Origin of the sequence: Rhodococcus sp. RCBS9 (genome assembly GCF_029457415.1) — a bacterium.
In the GTDB taxonomy this organism is placed as follows: Bacteria; Actinomycetota; Actinomycetes; order Mycobacteriales; family Mycobacteriaceae; genus Rhodococcus_F; species Rhodococcus_F qingshengii.
On the sequence record NZ_CP120422.1, the window covers coordinates 3037795 to 3051780 of the forward strand.

The window sequence follows — 13986 nt, forward strand, 5'->3', positions numbered from 1 at the left end:
GTTCGGTACCGGCCCCGCACCTAGGTGTGGGGCCGGTGTCGTTTCGACCGGCGCTCTAGTCGAGTTCGGAAATGGCGACCAGGCCACCGAGGTACTCGGCATCCGAATACGCTTTGGCGAGTAGCACTCCGAGCTCACCGAGAGCTTCGGTGTCGCTGCCGTACGCAACAAACATGCCCGCTTCGGGATCGGTGCCGAAGCGGCCCTCCAGATGCGGTGCATCGCGGCCTACCACTGCGTGGGCGACCGACGCCCAGTCGTAACCGGAGCCTTCGAAACCCTCTACCTGCTCGAATATCGATGCCACCTTGCCGAAATGCTGGTCGGTGAGCATCAGTGACCAGTTGCCCGGAGACGTTTCGAAAAGCTGTAGCGGTTCGATCGATGGTGATGTCATGCGTGTATTGAAGCAGATCCGACCGACAGGTTTCAGTCGGCCGCTAACGCCCGACCGATTGTGCGAGAGCCACGGCAAAACTGGAAAGTCGTTCTCGGGTATAGGTTTCGGGATCACTGACGGCCAGTCGTCCGAGCATTTCGGCGAACGACATCATGGTGTGTGCGAGGAGAACCGGATCAAGGCCTTCGAGCTTCGACTCGAGGGCAATCCCGGCGCGGGCCAGTTCTTCGGCGCGGGCGAAGACAGCTCCGCGAGAGAGCTTCAACAAGCCGTGATACTCGCTGGGGGCGTTCTCGACAGACGTCAGAATCAGGCGCCAGCGCGTCGGGTTCTCCAGTACGGCGTCGACGAAGGCGCCAACGGTCCCGGTGTACGACGCCGCTGGGCCGAGTTCGCTCAGATCTGTCGGCATGGTTTCGAGTACCTGAGCGATGGCTCGCTCGTGCTCGCGGCGCAGCAGTGCAGCGACGAGATCGGTCCTGGTATCGAAAATCGTGTAGAGGACGGGCTTGCCGACACCGGCTTCGGCAGCGACGGATTCCATGCTGAGGTTGTGCAGGCCAACGCGGCCGGTGACCTCGAATGCTGCGTCGAGGAGCTGCTCGCGACGTTGCTCCGGCGCCATGCGAGGGGCGTACTTGCGCCGCGGTGTATCCGTTGCGTCAGCTTGTGACCTGGTCATCGTGTGCATCACCTCCGGTCTCACCCTAATCTGCCTGCCACTTCTTCGTGAATAATACGCAACCGTTGTATTCATCGTCTGCAATTGTTACGGTGGCGTTGTATTCGAATGGTGCTCAGTGAGGCGCCTCTGCCGAGATCTCGAGGAGAACAACCGCTATGACAGCGTCGACCTCTTTAGTGCCGAATGATCTGCTGCTCCATCCCTCCACGTACGATCGGCCGGAGTTCGACGCGACCACGCGGAGACTGCTGGGCGCGACCGTCGACTGGTTCGAGGCGCGTGGAAAGAACCGACTCCTGGCCGACTATCACGACAAGATCTTCTACTCCGATTTCCTCGATTTCGCGGCGAAGGAAGGTCTGTTCGCCACATTTCTGACGCCCGCCCGCGACAGTGGTGGCGACTCTGACAAGCGCTGGGATACCAGTCGTATCGCCGCGCTGTCCGAGATCCTCGGCTTCTACGGACTCAACTACTGGTACCCGTGGCAGGTGACCATCCTCGGTCTCGGGCCGGTGTGGCAGAGCGACAACGAGACGGCAAGGGCGCGAGCAGCTTCCGCTTTGGCTTCCGGAGGCGTTGCGGCATTCGGACTGTCCGAGAAAGAGCATGGCGCGGACGTCTACTCCACGGACATGGTCTTGACGCCCAACGGCAGCGGCGGGTACCTGGCCAGCGGTTCGAAGTACTACATCGGAAATGGCAACTGCGCCAACACGGTCTCTGTCTTCGGCCGTGTCGACGGAGTGGAGGGCACTGATCAGTACGTCTTCTTCTACGCCGACTCGGACCATCCGGCATTCACCGTGGTGAAGAACATCGTTCCGGCCCAGATGTACGTAGCGGAGTTCTCACTCGTCGACTATCCCGTTGCGGCAGAGGATATCCTGCATACCGGCGAGGCAGCATTCAGTGCCGCACTCAACACCGTGAACATCGGAAAATTCAACCTGTGTTTCGGCGGAATCGGTATGTCGACTCATGCCTTGTACGAGACGATTACCCACGCGCACAATCGAATCCTGTTCGGCAATCCCGTCACGGCGTTCCCACACGTACGACGTGAATTCGTCGACGCGTACGCGCGCCTGCTGGCGATGAGGCTCTTCTCGGATCGTGCGGTGGACTATTTCCGCACCGCATCGCCCGAGGACCGCCGCTACCTCTTGTTCAATCCTGTCACCAAGATGAAGGTGACAACCGAGGCACAGAAGGTGATCGGACTGCTCTCCGACATCGCTGCGGCAAAGGGCTTCGAGAAGGACAGCTACCTCGCGGTGGCCAAGATGGATGTCGACGGGCTGCCCAAGCTCGAGGGGACCGTCGCCGTCAATCTCGCCCTGATCGCCAAGTTCATGCCGGCGTACCTCTTTGCCCCCGAGTCATTTCCGGCGATTCCGACGCGTAACGACGCAGCCGACGACGAGTTCCTGTTCCGTCAGGGCCCGGCACGGGGGTTGTCCAAGGTTCGATTCGACGACTGGCGAGCGGTATACGCGAAGTTTGCGGATGTTCCCAACGTTGCACTGTTCGTGGAGCAGGCAGAAGCGCTCGTGACCCTTCTAGCCGAAGCTGCACCGGATGCGGCGCAGCAGGTCGACTTGGACTTCGGCCTTGCGATCACCGAACTCTTCACCCTCGTCGTCTACGGCCAGCTGATCCTCGAACAAGCCGAGATCTTGGGATTGGACGAGGGACAGCGGAGCGGTGGGGTGCTGGATCAGATCTTCGATGTCCTGGTCCGCGACTTCAGTGCTGCAGCGGTGGAGTTGTACGGAAAACCCAGCGCCAGTGAAGATCAGCAACGGTTGGCACTCGCATCTATTCGGCGCCCCACGTTCGCGGCGGAGCGATTCGAGTACGTCTGGCAGCAAGTAGTCGCCTTGTCTGGTGCCTACGAAATGAACGGTGCCGGCTCAACGAACGGGGAGGAATGAAATGTCTGAACTGACGATGAATCGACCGCGTGAGGATTACGGCTTCTTCGGCCCAGGATCACCCAGTTGGAAGATCTGGGCCGCGCCGACAGCGCTGATCGGGTTCCAGCGGTCGGTGGTGCTCGAGCACTTCGACCCCTTCTTGGCTGCCGCAGTGGCAGACATGAGCGGGATTTACAGCGATCCGGCCGGGCGACTCGACCGAACCTTGGCGTACTTCCTGACCGTCGCCACTGCCGACGGGCGGACGGCACTGGCGCTGTCCGACCACCTCATGACAGTTCATGCTCAGGCCACGGGCATCGAACCGATCACCGGAACTCGTTACAGCGCAAACAATCCGGCGCCACAACTCTGGATCCACGTGACGGGTTGGCATTCGGTGCTCAAGTGCTACGAGATGTATGGGCCGGGCCCGCTTTCAGCTGTCGAAGAGCAGCGGTACTGGGAAGAATGCGTGATCGCTGCCGAACTACAGACATGCAAGACCTCCGACGTTCCACGCTCCCGAGACGAGGTACGTGAGTACTTCGCTGAAGTCAGGCCCAGATTGTGTACCTCCGAGCGTGCCAACCGGGCGATGCACTACTTGTTGAGAACACCGAGAGCGCAGGGGAAGACGAAGTTCGCGACATTCAGCCGATTGGTCGCGCCGGCCACTATCGCGACTTTGCCCGGCTGGATGCGAACGATGGGTGGGTTCGATCAGCCAGCGTTGTTGGACAGAGCAATTGCGCCCGCGGTGCGAACGGCAGTCCGGTTGGGTAGTTCACCGAAGAACATGACCACTGCTCTGAAAGTCATTGCGCCGATGACGGGCAAGGTGTTGGAGCGCCACCTGCGTGACGAGCAACCCCTGGACCCGAGAGTTGTCACGCCAGCGGAGATTCGGGAGCGATTCCCGCGAGCCGCCAAGGTTGCGCAGGCCGTCTGACGGGTTCGCCACGGTCTGTTGGCACCGCATCGGGGGGATCCCTTCGATGCGGTGCTCGGCCGTGTTCTGTTGTGCCTGAGGTTCGTTCTCAGGTTTTGAATGTGGTGTTCGCCGGGCGCGGTTGCTGCCCGGGGTCGATCGAGGGCGGCGGAATGAACCAGGGTTTGTTGTCGACTCCTATTCGGATTTCCCATTTCCCGACGAACCCTGATTTTCGGTGCATCAGTCGGTGGTGTGAACGGCACAGCAGGACCAGGTTGTTCATCACCGTCGGGCCACCGTTGGCCCAGTGCCGGATATGGTGCGCATCAGTCCACGCGGGCACGCATGTGCAGCCCGGGAAGGCGCAGCCTTTGTCTCGGGCGATCAACGCGACGCGTTGTTCGGCGTTGACCAACCTCTTTCCTGGTTTCGCATCGAGCGGTGCGCCGTGATCGTCGAGCAGAACGGTGGAGAGGAAACAGTCACACCCGAGGAGCCTGGTCCGCGACACCGACAGCGGCCCCAGCCAGGGCATGTGCCCGACATCGAGATCCGATACAGCCATTCCGTCATCAGCAGTGGAGGGTGTTGCGGCGCAGTCCCGGTGCTCGGCGAGATCGCGAGCATTGATGTGCACGTTCACGTGCGGGCGTTGACCACCGTCGGTGCCTGTTTTGGCGCAGTCGAGATAGCGGCGGATCAGTTCGGTGAACCCGTCGGCAGTTCGTTTCGCTGCCGACCGAGAATCCGGGGTTCCATCGGGTGCCGGGGTGGGCATCGTCAGATTCGACAACGCCGACAACAGCATTTCGCCGGTGAGGGCGTCGAAATCCCCGCGCACCACCACTCGACCGTTCAATGTCGACGCGATCCGCAGCTCATTCCGGTCGACGTCTTCGGCGGGTGGAATTTCATCGGATTCGAAGATTCGCTCCAAGGTCGCGATCACGTTCCGCACTTTCGTGGTCGTCGCTTCCACGCCCGACGCAGCCGCAAGCAGTAGGTCGATACAGCGAGGGAGCGCGGCGTCTGGCATGCCTTTCGGCGGTGACTCACAGAACGCCACGATCAACACCGCATGCTCGAACGAACAGTCCCCGCAATCGAACCGAGCCGCCACCGCCGGAAACGGCCGCAAAGCTGCACCCAGCGCGGCGATCTTCTTCCCGTCCCGAACCTGCAGCATCGTGTTGGCCGCCAACCAGGACCCCACACCGCGGCCGGCAATCACCTGATCATCGGAACGCAACGAGAGTTCGTCGACCACGGCCACTCGAACGGCTTCCAGGCGCAGAATCTCCGCGCTCGCCGACACCGCAGCCGCACGTAACTCAGAAGCAGGTAACCGCCACAGACGTCCGCGTAACCCCACCGCAGAACCCGACACCACATCCGACAACAAGACGCTCATTGAACCCCCCCGATCCCCTCCCCAAATCATACTCGAACATGCGTTCGAGTCAAGAGCGTTTTCGAATCCTCGATTCGATACCGTCAAGGAGGATCTGTAGGCCCTGAGTAAATGACTCTTCGGTTTCTCGTTCGAGATAGAAGTCGCCGCCCGGTACCGGTGGGGCCTCCCGACCCAACTGCATCGTGTGGGGGAAGTCGTCCGCGAAATCCGGTGCAGCATCGGCCAGTGCAGCAGAAGACTCTGCCCACCAATGAGATTCGGAATCTCCGATGGTCGAGGCGCTCCGGATCTCAGCTAAGGTCCGCGCGGACCCCCGGATGAAATGGAAAAGCATGCTCACCGATCTGCGGATGGTCGGAGCATCGAGACCTGTGGAGTAGAGAATGGACACGAGTGATTCGAGTCCTGTCTGCTCGTGCGGACCCAGGACGGGGCGCGCCAACGAGACATCCAATGTCCACGGATGGCGTGTATGTAGGGCGAAGAGTGCGGCGGCCCAGTCGGAGAGTGCCATGCGCCAGTCGCCGGTGTCTGCGATCGGCGGTAGCTCGGCATGCACCCGGTCGTACATCAGGTCCAGTAGTTCGTCCTTTCCCGGTATGTAGGTGTACAACGACATCGCAGTGCGGCCGAGGTGGTCGCCGATCATGCGCATCGACAACGGTGTCGTGGGGTTGGCGTCGGCGACTTCGATCGCGGCGTCAACGACTGTGTCAGTGGACAGCGCGGGCTTCGGTCCTCGGCGGCCGGAAGGCGCCTCGGGTTGACGCCACAGAAGTGAAATCGTGCGTGCGATATCGCGTCGGCCTGCCTGTTTGTTCATCTTGTCGCTTTCGTGGAGTCGCGCTATTCTTAATTACTTTACAGTGTAAAGATTTGGGAGTGGGCATGGTTGAGGCAAGACTTCACGACGGGACAACTATCGATGTCGAGGTTCTCGGACATGGCCCTGCCGTGCTGATACCTGTGAATCCGATTTCGGCTACCGGCATCAAGGCGGACGAACTGCGCGCCTGGGGCGTTGACCCCTCGCTCGGTCGAATGTTCCTGGAAGGGTTGGCGTCGAACTTCACTGTGGTTGCCTTCGACTACGAAGGGCACCGGATGGCGTCGCCCGCGCCGGACACGCTCACTCCCGACAACATCGCGTCCGACATTCTGGCTGTGGCGAATTCGGCTGGGATCGACCAGTTCGCCTACTACGGATACTCCTGGCTGGCTCTGTGCGGATTGCAGTTGGCGCTGCGCACCGATCGTCTGACCGCACTGGTCATGGGTGGTTTCCCGCCGGTGGATGGGCCGTACAAGGCGATGCTCCAGGTTACCGAAGCTACACACCGCATGGCGAGTGAACCGCCCCAGCGCACATCACAGCCCACGGCATCATCAGACGAATTCGATTGGAACTCCATCGACATTGCGTTGACCGGAGCGCAGACCCGGCAGTTCGTGACGCTGTACCGCGCACTTGGTGAATTCGACGATCGAACGATTCAAGGGCGCATCCTTTGTCCGCGAATGTGTTTCGTCGGTTCGCGAGACGTCATCGAATACGGTGACCGATGGGGTGGGGTACGGGTCGCGCCGGCCGATCTCGACCTCGACGCCGTTCGGTCGGCAGGGTGGGATATCGAGGTACTCGACGGTCTGGATCACACGCAGGCAATGCAACCGGCTCATGTTCTACCCATTCTCAAACCCTGGTTGGAGAAGGTGGTCGGTGTTTGACCGTGCGAGCACGCGGGTAACCCGCTCCGGATGCCGTCAGCGTGAGGGGGCCGTGAGTGGACGAGTCACACAAGATCCGTCGCCGATCGTTTGTTCAAGGGCTTGGCCTACTGGCCGGTCTGAGCGCGTTGTCCGCTGGATCAGCGACGGCTCGACCACCTGATGTCGATCCACTGCGCCCGTTCCAACTTCCGTCGCCCCGTCTGGAACCGTTTCGGGAGACCCTTCCTGTCCTGCCGGGCATTTCGGGTGGCAACCTGGAGCTTCGTGCGGCATCGTCGATGCACCGATTCCATCCGGACCTACCGTCGTCGCCGTCGCTGGGTTACGGCGGAATGGATTATCTGGGCCCCACCGTCGAGGCGCACGTCGATCAGCTCGTCACAGTCCGATATGCCAATGACATTTCTGCGTATCCGCTTGCCGCGGATGTCGATCCGGGTCTGCACGGCGTCAGCGACCTCGACCGCACACAGGTCCCAACCTCGCTTCACCTGCACGGAGGAGTTACTGCACCGCAGTTCGACGGGCATCCGGAGCTGATTCAGCGTCCGGGCGAAGGTTTGGTTCACGAATACGCGAATGGTCGTGCCGCCGGCAATCTTTGGTATCACGATCACGCCATGGGAATGACGCGCCTCAACGTCTACGCCGGGCTGGTCGGGATGTATTTTCTCCGTGACGACGCAGATACAGGCACCACCGGGAATTCTCTCGGCTTGCCGTCCGGCGAATTCGAGCTTCCGATGATTCTGCAGGACAAGGTCTTCACCTCCGACGGTCAACAGAGTGTCCGTTCCACGTGGCTCACTCCGCAAGGTTCATGGGATCCGGCGACCCCCGGTGACGTTGGCGTGGTGAACGGCGTCGTGTGGCCGAAAGTGGAGGTTGCCCGCGGCCTGTATCGATTGCGACTGCTCAACGCCGCAACCTATTCGGTGTGGAATCTGCATTTCGCAAATCGTATGCGGTTCTGGGTGATCGGGTCCGAAGGCGGTTTACTGGCCGCCCCGGCGCCGACGGATCACGTTCGGTTGAGTCCGGGTGAGCGCGCTGATCTGCTTGTCGACTTCAGTATGCTCGAGCCGGGCACGACGGTGGAATTGCGCAACGACGAACCGGTACCCCTTGCGGTGGCGCAACGCGGCACACAGGTGATGCCGGTCTTCTGTCGGTTCGACGTGGGCAGCGCAAAGGGATTCACCGGCTCGATCCCGCAGCAGCTGAATTCCGTTGCTGCCGAACCGGCGTCCCCGGATGTGGTGCGAAATCTCACGATCATGCAGCTGTCGCGTCCCTCGGATTACCCGTCGATCACTATGTCGCTCAACAATTTGAGGTTCACCGATTCGGATATCGAACTGCCACGTCAGGGAGCCGTCGAGCAATGGAATCTGATCAACATCACCACGGAACCACATCCGATTCATCTGCACCTGGTGGCGTTCCGCGTTGTGGGGCGCCAGAACATCGACACTGCAGCGCTCATGCAGCGGTACCCGGTACCTGATCTGGGGGTCCGGTGGACGCCGTCGGCAGAGGAATTCGTGACCTCCCCGCTGCGGCCTCCCGAAGTGTGGGAAACGGGGGAGAAAGACACTGTCATCGTGGATGCCAACTCGATTACCCGCGTGATCGTGCGCTTTCCGACTGCCGACGAGTTGGGCTTCGATCCGGATGCAACTTTCGCGAGAGGTGCCATGGCAGACCACTCGGCACACGGAGAAGTCGGCATGGGGGACCTGCAGGGGTACGTCTGGCACTGCCACATGCTCGATCACGAAGACCACGACATGATGTTGCGATATCGGGTGGTGACGTAGCCTTCAAGGGGAGAAAAGTTCCCAGAGGAGGCAGCTGTGTCGGAAGGTGCGCCCACCGGGCCCCTGGACGGATATCGGGTGATTGAACTCGGAACCTTGATCGCCGGGCCCTTCGCCGGGAAACTGCTCGGCGACATGGGCGCCGACGTGATCAAGGTCGAATCGCCGGACCGCCCGGACCCGCTTCGTACCTGGGGTCAGGCCGAGCAGGACGGTCATCGATTCTTCTGGACGGTTCACGCCCGCAACAAGCGGTGTGTGACCTTGGACCTTCGTGTCGACGCGGGGCGAGACCTGTTTCTGAATCTGATCGAACATGCCGATGTGGTGGTCGAGAACTTCCGGCCGGGCACCCTCGAGAAGTGGGGCCTGGGATTCGACGTTCTCAGTGCGCGCAATCCGAAGTTGGTGTTGGCCAGGGTATCCGGTTACGGGCAGAGCGGACCGCAAGCCAAGAGCGCCGGCTACGCCTCGGTTGCCGAAGCGGTCAGCGGATTTCGGCATCTGAACGGTTATCCAGGGCAGGCGCCTCCGCGTATTGCCCTTTCGCTCGGAGATTCTCTCGGCGGGATGTTCGCCGTTCAGGGAGTGCTGGCGGCGTTGCTCTCACGAGAGCGGACCGGCCGTGGTCAGGTGGTCGACGTTGCCCTCACGGAATCCTGTCTGGCGGTGCAGGAATCCACGATCCCGGATTACGATCGGGGCGGGATCATCCGGCAGCCCTCGGGAACGAGATTGGAGGGTATTGCGCCGTCCAACATCTATCAGACCTCTGAAGGAAACTGGGTGGTGATCGCAGCCAATCAGGATACGCTCTTCGTGCGTCTGTGCACCATCATGGGGCGACCGGAACTAGCGCATGACGACCGCTTCTCCAATCATGTTGCCCGTGGCAAACATCAGGACGAGCTCGACGAACTGATCAGCGCCTGGGTCGCGCTCCAAGATCCCACCAGCCTGGTGGAACGCCTCACCGAAGTGGGAGTTGTTGCCGGGCCGATCAATACGGTTGAAAATGTCGTCAAGGATCCGCAGCTGATCGAGCGGGGGATGCTCGTCGACCACTACGACGAGCGGATCGGTGAAAACGTCCTCGGCTTGGGCGTCGTGCCTACCTTCAGTGAGACACCCGGATCCGTGCGCAACGCGGGAGCGTCGGCGCCGGGTCACGACAACTCCTCGGTGTGGGGCGGGCTCCTCGGACTCTCGGACGACGAGCAGGCAGAACTGAAGATGAAGGGCGTGATCTGACATGTCGGTACCTGGCGTGGGTATTCCAGCAGTCAGTATTCGTGAAGTCGGACCACGGGACGGGTTGCAGATCGAAGACCCGGTGTCGCTGGCGGAGAAACTTCGTCTTGTCGACGCTCTGGCTGCGACGGGTGTTTCGCGTATCGAGGCGACGTCGTTCGTCTCACCGCGCGCTGTGCCGGCGTTGGCCGACGCGGAATTGTTGGCAGCAGAACTGCACCAGTGGCCCGGCATCGAGTTCTCGGCATTGGTCGCCGGAATCGGTGGAGCGAAACGGGCCGTCGCCGCAGGAATGAAAACCGTCGAATATGTTGTGTCGGCATCGAATGGCCACAGCGAGGCCAACACTCGGTCGACGACGGAGCAAGCGACCGAACGTATCGGAGAGGTCGTCAGGATCGTCCACGACGCCGGAGGACGGGTGGAGGTCATCGTGGCCACAGCCTGGGACTGTCCGTTCGACGGTCCAACCGACCCGGATCGTGTTCTGCGGATTGCGGAGCAGGCCAAGGAGTTCGGTGCTGATCAGTTCTCGATCGCAGATACCATCGGCACTGCCACGCCGGGACGTGTCGGACGATTGATCGACGCTGTGGGCGAAAGAGTAGGTGACTTCGGCTTGGGTGCGCACTTCCACAACACGCGTGGCGCTGGTCTTGCTTGCGCGTTTGCGGCTGTGCAGCACGGTGTTCGAAACCTCGACGCGTCCACCGGAGGTCTCGGCGGTTGTCCGTTCGCTCCCGGTGCCAGTGGCAACATCGCGACGGAGGAACTGGTCTACATGCTCGAAGACATGGGCATTGCGACGGGTATCGACCTGGATGCGAGCATTCGTGCCGCTGCCGTTGCAGAGGAGATAGTGGGCCATACGGTTCCCAGTAATCTTCTCCGCGCCGGCGATCGGAAGCGGTAGGGACCTTTACTCTTCTCGGTTGGGTGATGCCAGCTGCAGTCTGACCAGCTGCTCGTGCGCCGCCGGCGGCCAACCGATGCGCTGCTTCTCCAGATACCAGGCACCGGCGGCAAATGCGATCGCGAGGACGATCCAGATCGCGACGCTTCCGATCTGAGAGCCCAGGTCGCTCGACGAGGACACTTCGCCTGTGCTGTAGTCGTATTCCGTTGTCGTGGTGATTCCCTCTACTGCGAAGGTCCACAGAATCGGAAGGGCACACAGTGCGGCGAGGGCACGTGCGACATGCGCTGGACGCAGTTCGAAGATCATTCATTTCTCCTGGTGATCGACCCGGTGAATCTCACTCTCCTCGAAAGCTATTCGGGTTCGACGGCGCTGTCTGTAGTCGGATCGACGGACATGGACGAGGTGCCGAGCTCTCCCCGGTCCCCCTGCCGTAGCAGCTGCATTCCGTTGTGATCGAACTCGATTCGTCGAACGTCTTCAGTGTCGACCAGCATCGTGGCCATAGCGGTACGCCGAGGTGGAAGGATCCGTATGGTCACTTTTCCTCGCGTGATCGCGGTGAGTTCCCGGACGATGCTCGAGTGGATTCGGTCGCGCACGTCGGGGTTCGCGCCATCCATTCCGTGGTCGTCGAGCAGGACCACTTCGACGCCGCGGTTTCGAGCGGCACGCACAGCATCGATGACATCTGTTTGTTGTAAGCCTGTCGCCCTCAGCGAATCTCGGAGTTGCGCCTCGAGGAGTTCGCATTCTTGCCGCTCGGTGGTTGTCAGTGGAACCCCGGAAGCGACCCGTTCGAGGAGCGGGCGTGCAAGGACATCGAGCCTGTCGAGTTGCGCGTCGCGTTCCTCGAGAATCGCAGCACTGGCGGATGCGGAGGCAATTCGTTGGGTGGACTGCTCACGAAGTTCGTAGATAACCCTGGCTTGAGGACGGATGGTGTATGCGAAGAAGGTCGACATCAGAACAGGGCCGGCGTTGATGACCGTCAACGACACTCCGTACATGGCCCCCTGGCCGGTGGTGGAGGACCAGATGGCGGTCACCAACACCATGAGTCCAAGCCCGAGCCACGCGAGTGCTGTACGCCCACGAACGCACATGAAGGTGAAGACTGCCGTCGACATCCCGAACATCCAGAGTTGAGTCATGTCGTTGACGGGGACGGGAACCACTGACAACACCAGGCCGCTCGTGACGGCGCCGGTCAGAGACACCAGAACGCTCTGCCCCAGCGGCATCGGGTCGCCTCTGCTCAGTACGAGTGTGAAAGCCGCAGTCGAGCACACGATAATTGCCAAGATCATCGGCCAGACTGCGCGGACGTCGGAGGATGTGTAGGCGACCGAGATCACGCAGGTGAGCGCGAAGCATGCAGCCATGAATCGAGCAGCACGGCTGTGCATGCCGAGAAGATCGCGGACATCTCGTCCGTCCGGCCTGGTCATGTCATCACCGCTACGGGCAAGCTCAACGTCAGAGTCACCGAAGTGCCGCGGCCGGGTGACGATCGAATGGTTGCCGATCCGCCGTCGAGTTGACGCATTCTGCCGCGGATGCTGACAGTGATTCCGAGGCGATGCGTCTCGACGGAGCTCGGATCGAAGCCGACGCCGTCGTCGGTGACGACTACTTCGAGGTGGGTGGCGGTTGCCGTGACCGTGACCGAACGCCGTGCACTGCTTCCGGCGTGTTTGACGCTGTTGCGCAGTGCCTCGGCCATCGCACCGGCCATCGCACGAATCGAGTCGGGTGCGTATCCGCTCGGATCAGACCCGTCGGAGAGGGCGGTCTCGAACGTGATGTTTTCGTCCACTTCCGAAGCGGCTGAACGCAACTGAGCGAGGATTCCGTCGAAGTCGAAACTCGTCTCGTGGTCGGTTCCGGAGCGCAGTTCGTCGAGTCTTGCCACCGTCCTTCGCGCCTGAGCGACGACCGAGGGATCGGCGTCGTTTCTCGAAGCAGCGAGCAGAGTCGACATCACGGTGTCGTGGATGAGTGCGTCGAATCTCTCGCGTTCGACGGATTTGGCCTCGGCCGCGGCGGCGCCGGCGGCAGCGGCATGAGTGGTGGCGATGGTCGCATCCAGTACTCGTCCGGTTCGCAAGGCCATGACGGCCGCTGCTACGAAAACCGCGCAGAATGTCCAGGCGAAGGCGAGGTCGGGAACCAACAGGTGCGTCGTGGGACTCGTCCGGATTATGTGATTGGTCAACTGTGCGAGTGTTGCCACTACGAAAAGGTGCACGACGGCAGCGGCCGGTCGCCAAGCTGCAGCGGCAGCAAGGCTGGCGACGCCGGGGAAATTGGAAATCCACAAGGTGAAATCTGTGACGTGGTCACCATTCCACGCCGGCCACCACAGGAGGATGACCACGACGTAGAGAACCGCATTTGCGCTCGCAGTTCGTTTCACCCATCGGGTGTCGGCGTGGAACGTCGATGCTCCCAGCGCCAGCCCACTACCGAAAGTCGCGACCACCGCCAGTGGAGTCCACCACGACGCAGACATCGTGGTGGCTTCTGCAATCGCAGGGGCAAGCAATATCAAATAGCAGACATAGCCGGCGCCGATGAAGCGGCCGAAGAGCCTCAGAATTTCGTCAGAAGCACTGGCTGTTTTGTCGAAAGCAACTCTGTCGATCAGAGTTCGTCGATCGTCACTATCTGATCTTGTATCGCTCGCACGAGTAATTCGCATTTCGTCGGTGCGTTGCTTCCAACGTCGGCATACTTCTCGCGAATCCGCGACAGGTGGGTCCCCACCGTTCCCACGCTGATGTAGAGGTTTTGAGCAACGCGTGACTTCGAATCACTCAGTAGCCATTCCGTGAGAACCTCGATTTCGCGCTCCGAAAGGTGCGGTCCTACGGGATCCTGTGCCATGCAGTTTTCCACAGTGACTGTCAT

Annotated in this window: 14 protein-coding genes; 6 read left to right on the forward strand and 8 right to left on the reverse strand. The window is 61.1% G+C overall.

What is annotated here, in order from left to right:
• Positions 1-55 precede the first annotated feature (55 nt).
• Entirely contained in the window at positions 56-397 is a 342-nt protein-coding gene (locus P0M12_RS14350; RefSeq protein ID WP_149357835.1) for an Imm51 family immunity protein, read from the reverse strand.
• Between the two features lie 43 nt (positions 398-440).
• Positions 441-1082 carry a TetR/AcrR family transcriptional regulator gene (locus tag P0M12_RS14355; RefSeq protein WP_037130914.1) on the reverse strand — a complete coding sequence of 214 codons (642 nt, stop codon included), beginning with the start codon at positions 1080-1082 and terminating at the stop codon, positions 441-443.
• A gap of 158 nt (positions 1083-1240) precedes the next feature.
• Here P0M12_RS14355 and P0M12_RS14360 point away from each other — a divergent pair, with 158 nt between their 5' ends.
• Positions 1241-3022, forward strand: a complete 1782-nt coding sequence (locus P0M12_RS14360; RefSeq protein ID WP_073512824.1) for an acyl-CoA dehydrogenase — start codon at positions 1241-1243, stop codon at positions 3020-3022.
• Between the two features lies 1 nt (position 3023).
• On the forward strand, positions 3024-3956 hold the full coding sequence (locus P0M12_RS14365; RefSeq protein WP_277377870.1) for an oxygenase MpaB family protein: 933 nt from the start codon (positions 3024-3026) through the stop codon (positions 3954-3956).
• An 88-nt stretch (positions 3957-4044) separates the two neighbouring features.
• On the opposite strand, the gene P0M12_RS14370 is transcribed toward P0M12_RS14365, so the two are convergent.
• Both P0M12_RS14370 and P0M12_RS14375 read right to left on the reverse strand, forming a co-directional pair.
• Positions 4045-5349: an HNH endonuclease signature motif containing protein gene (locus P0M12_RS14370; protein ID WP_277377871.1), complete on the reverse strand. Its 1305-nt coding sequence runs from the start codon at positions 5347-5349 to the stop codon at positions 4045-4047.
• Between the two features lie 49 nt (positions 5350-5398).
• The gene (locus P0M12_RS14375; protein WP_277377872.1) at positions 5399-6175 is read right to left on the reverse strand and encodes a TetR/AcrR family transcriptional regulator; all 777 of its coding nucleotides are present in this window, start codon (positions 6173-6175) and stop codon (positions 5399-5401) included.
• Between the two features lie 65 nt (positions 6176-6240).
• Here P0M12_RS14375 and P0M12_RS14380 point away from each other — a divergent pair, with 65 nt between their 5' ends.
• The 4 genes from P0M12_RS14380 to P0M12_RS14395 are packed head-to-tail and all read left to right on the forward strand — an operon-like array spanning position 6241 to position 11067.
• Complete coding sequence (locus P0M12_RS14380) at positions 6241-7080, forward strand: alpha/beta fold hydrolase (RefSeq protein ID WP_277377873.1); 840 nt, start codon at positions 6241-6243, stop codon at positions 7078-7080.
• Between the two features lie 56 nt (positions 7081-7136).
• Complete coding sequence (locus tag P0M12_RS14385) at positions 7137-8903, forward strand: multicopper oxidase domain-containing protein (RefSeq protein ID WP_277377874.1); 1767 nt, start codon at positions 7137-7139, stop codon at positions 8901-8903.
• Positions 8904-8939: 36 nt separating this feature from the next.
• Complete coding sequence (locus P0M12_RS14390; RefSeq protein WP_277377875.1) at positions 8940-10154, forward strand: CoA transferase; 1215 nt, start codon at positions 8940-8942, stop codon at positions 10152-10154.
• Between the two features lies 1 nt (position 10155).
• Positions 10156-11067, forward strand: a complete 912-nt coding sequence (locus P0M12_RS14395) for a hydroxymethylglutaryl-CoA lyase (RefSeq protein WP_003943493.1) — start codon at positions 10156-10158, stop codon at positions 11065-11067.
• Positions 11068-11073: 6 nt separating this feature from the next.
• Here the strand turns inward: P0M12_RS14395 and P0M12_RS14400 are convergent, their stop codons facing one another.
• The 4 genes from P0M12_RS14400 to P0M12_RS14415 all read right to left on the reverse strand — a co-directional run bounded on the left by P0M12_RS14400 (position 11074) and on the right by P0M12_RS14415 (position 13986).
• Complete coding sequence (locus P0M12_RS14400) at positions 11074-11379, reverse strand: hypothetical protein (protein WP_073513342.1); 306 nt, start codon at positions 11377-11379, stop codon at positions 11074-11076.
• 47 nt (positions 11380-11426) lie between these two features.
• Positions 11427-12524 (reverse strand): hypothetical protein, encoded by a 1098-nt coding sequence (locus P0M12_RS14405; RefSeq protein ID WP_065455112.1) that lies wholly within the window; start codon positions 12522-12524, stop codon positions 11427-11429.
• On the reverse strand, positions 12521-13588 hold the full coding sequence (locus tag P0M12_RS14410; protein ID WP_042446628.1) for an ATP-binding protein: 1068 nt from the start codon (positions 13586-13588) through the stop codon (positions 12521-12523). Before P0M12_RS14410 ends, P0M12_RS14405 begins: the two co-directional genes overlap by 4 nt.
• Before the next feature lie 131 nt (positions 13589-13719).
• Positions 13720-13986, reverse strand: a complete 267-nt coding sequence (locus P0M12_RS14415; protein WP_277377876.1) for a helix-turn-helix transcriptional regulator — start codon at positions 13984-13986, stop codon at positions 13720-13722.

What these genes read in the sequence shown, in the direction of transcription:
- P0M12_RS14350 (WP_149357835.1), bottom strand. Translation starts at nt 397, where the DNA reads ATGACATCACCATCGATCGAACCGCTACAGCTTTTCGAAACGTCTCCG.
- P0M12_RS14355 (WP_037130914.1), bottom strand. Translation starts at nt 1,082, where the DNA reads ATGACCAGGTCACAAGCTGACGCAACGGATACACCGCGGCGCAAGTAC.
- P0M12_RS14360 (WP_073512824.1), top strand. Translation starts at nt 1,241, where the DNA reads ATGACAGCGTCGACCTCTTTAGTGCCGAATGATCTGCTGCTCCATCCC.
- P0M12_RS14365 (WP_277377870.1), top strand. Translation starts at nt 3,024, where the DNA reads ATGTCTGAACTGACGATGAATCGACCGCGTGAGGATTACGGCTTCTTC.
- P0M12_RS14370 (WP_277377871.1), bottom strand. Translation starts at nt 5,349, where the DNA reads ATGAGCGTCTTGTTGTCGGATGTGGTGTCGGGTTCTGCGGTGGGGTTA.
- P0M12_RS14375 (WP_277377872.1), bottom strand. Translation starts at nt 6,175, where the DNA reads ATGAACAAACAGGCAGGCCGACGCGATATCGCACGCACGATTTCACTT.
- P0M12_RS14380 (WP_277377873.1), top strand. Translation starts at nt 6,241, where the DNA reads ATGGTTGAGGCAAGACTTCACGACGGGACAACTATCGATGTCGAGGTT.
- P0M12_RS14395 (WP_003943493.1), top strand. Translation starts at nt 10,156, where the DNA reads ATGTCGGTACCTGGCGTGGGTATTCCAGCAGTCAGTATTCGTGAAGTC.
- P0M12_RS14400 (WP_073513342.1), bottom strand. Translation starts at nt 11,379, where the DNA reads ATGATCTTCGAACTGCGTCCAGCGCATGTCGCACGTGCCCTCGCCGCA.
- P0M12_RS14405 (WP_065455112.1), bottom strand. Translation starts at nt 12,524, where the DNA reads ATGACCAGGCCGGACGGACGAGATGTCCGCGATCTTCTCGGCATGCAC.
- P0M12_RS14410 (WP_042446628.1), bottom strand. Translation starts at nt 13,588, where the DNA reads ATGTCTGCGTCGTGGTGGACTCCACTGGCGGTGGTCGCGACTTTCGGT.
- P0M12_RS14415 (WP_277377876.1), bottom strand. Translation starts at nt 13,986, where the DNA reads ATGACAGTCACTGTGGAAAACTGCATGGCACAGGATCCCGTAGGACCG.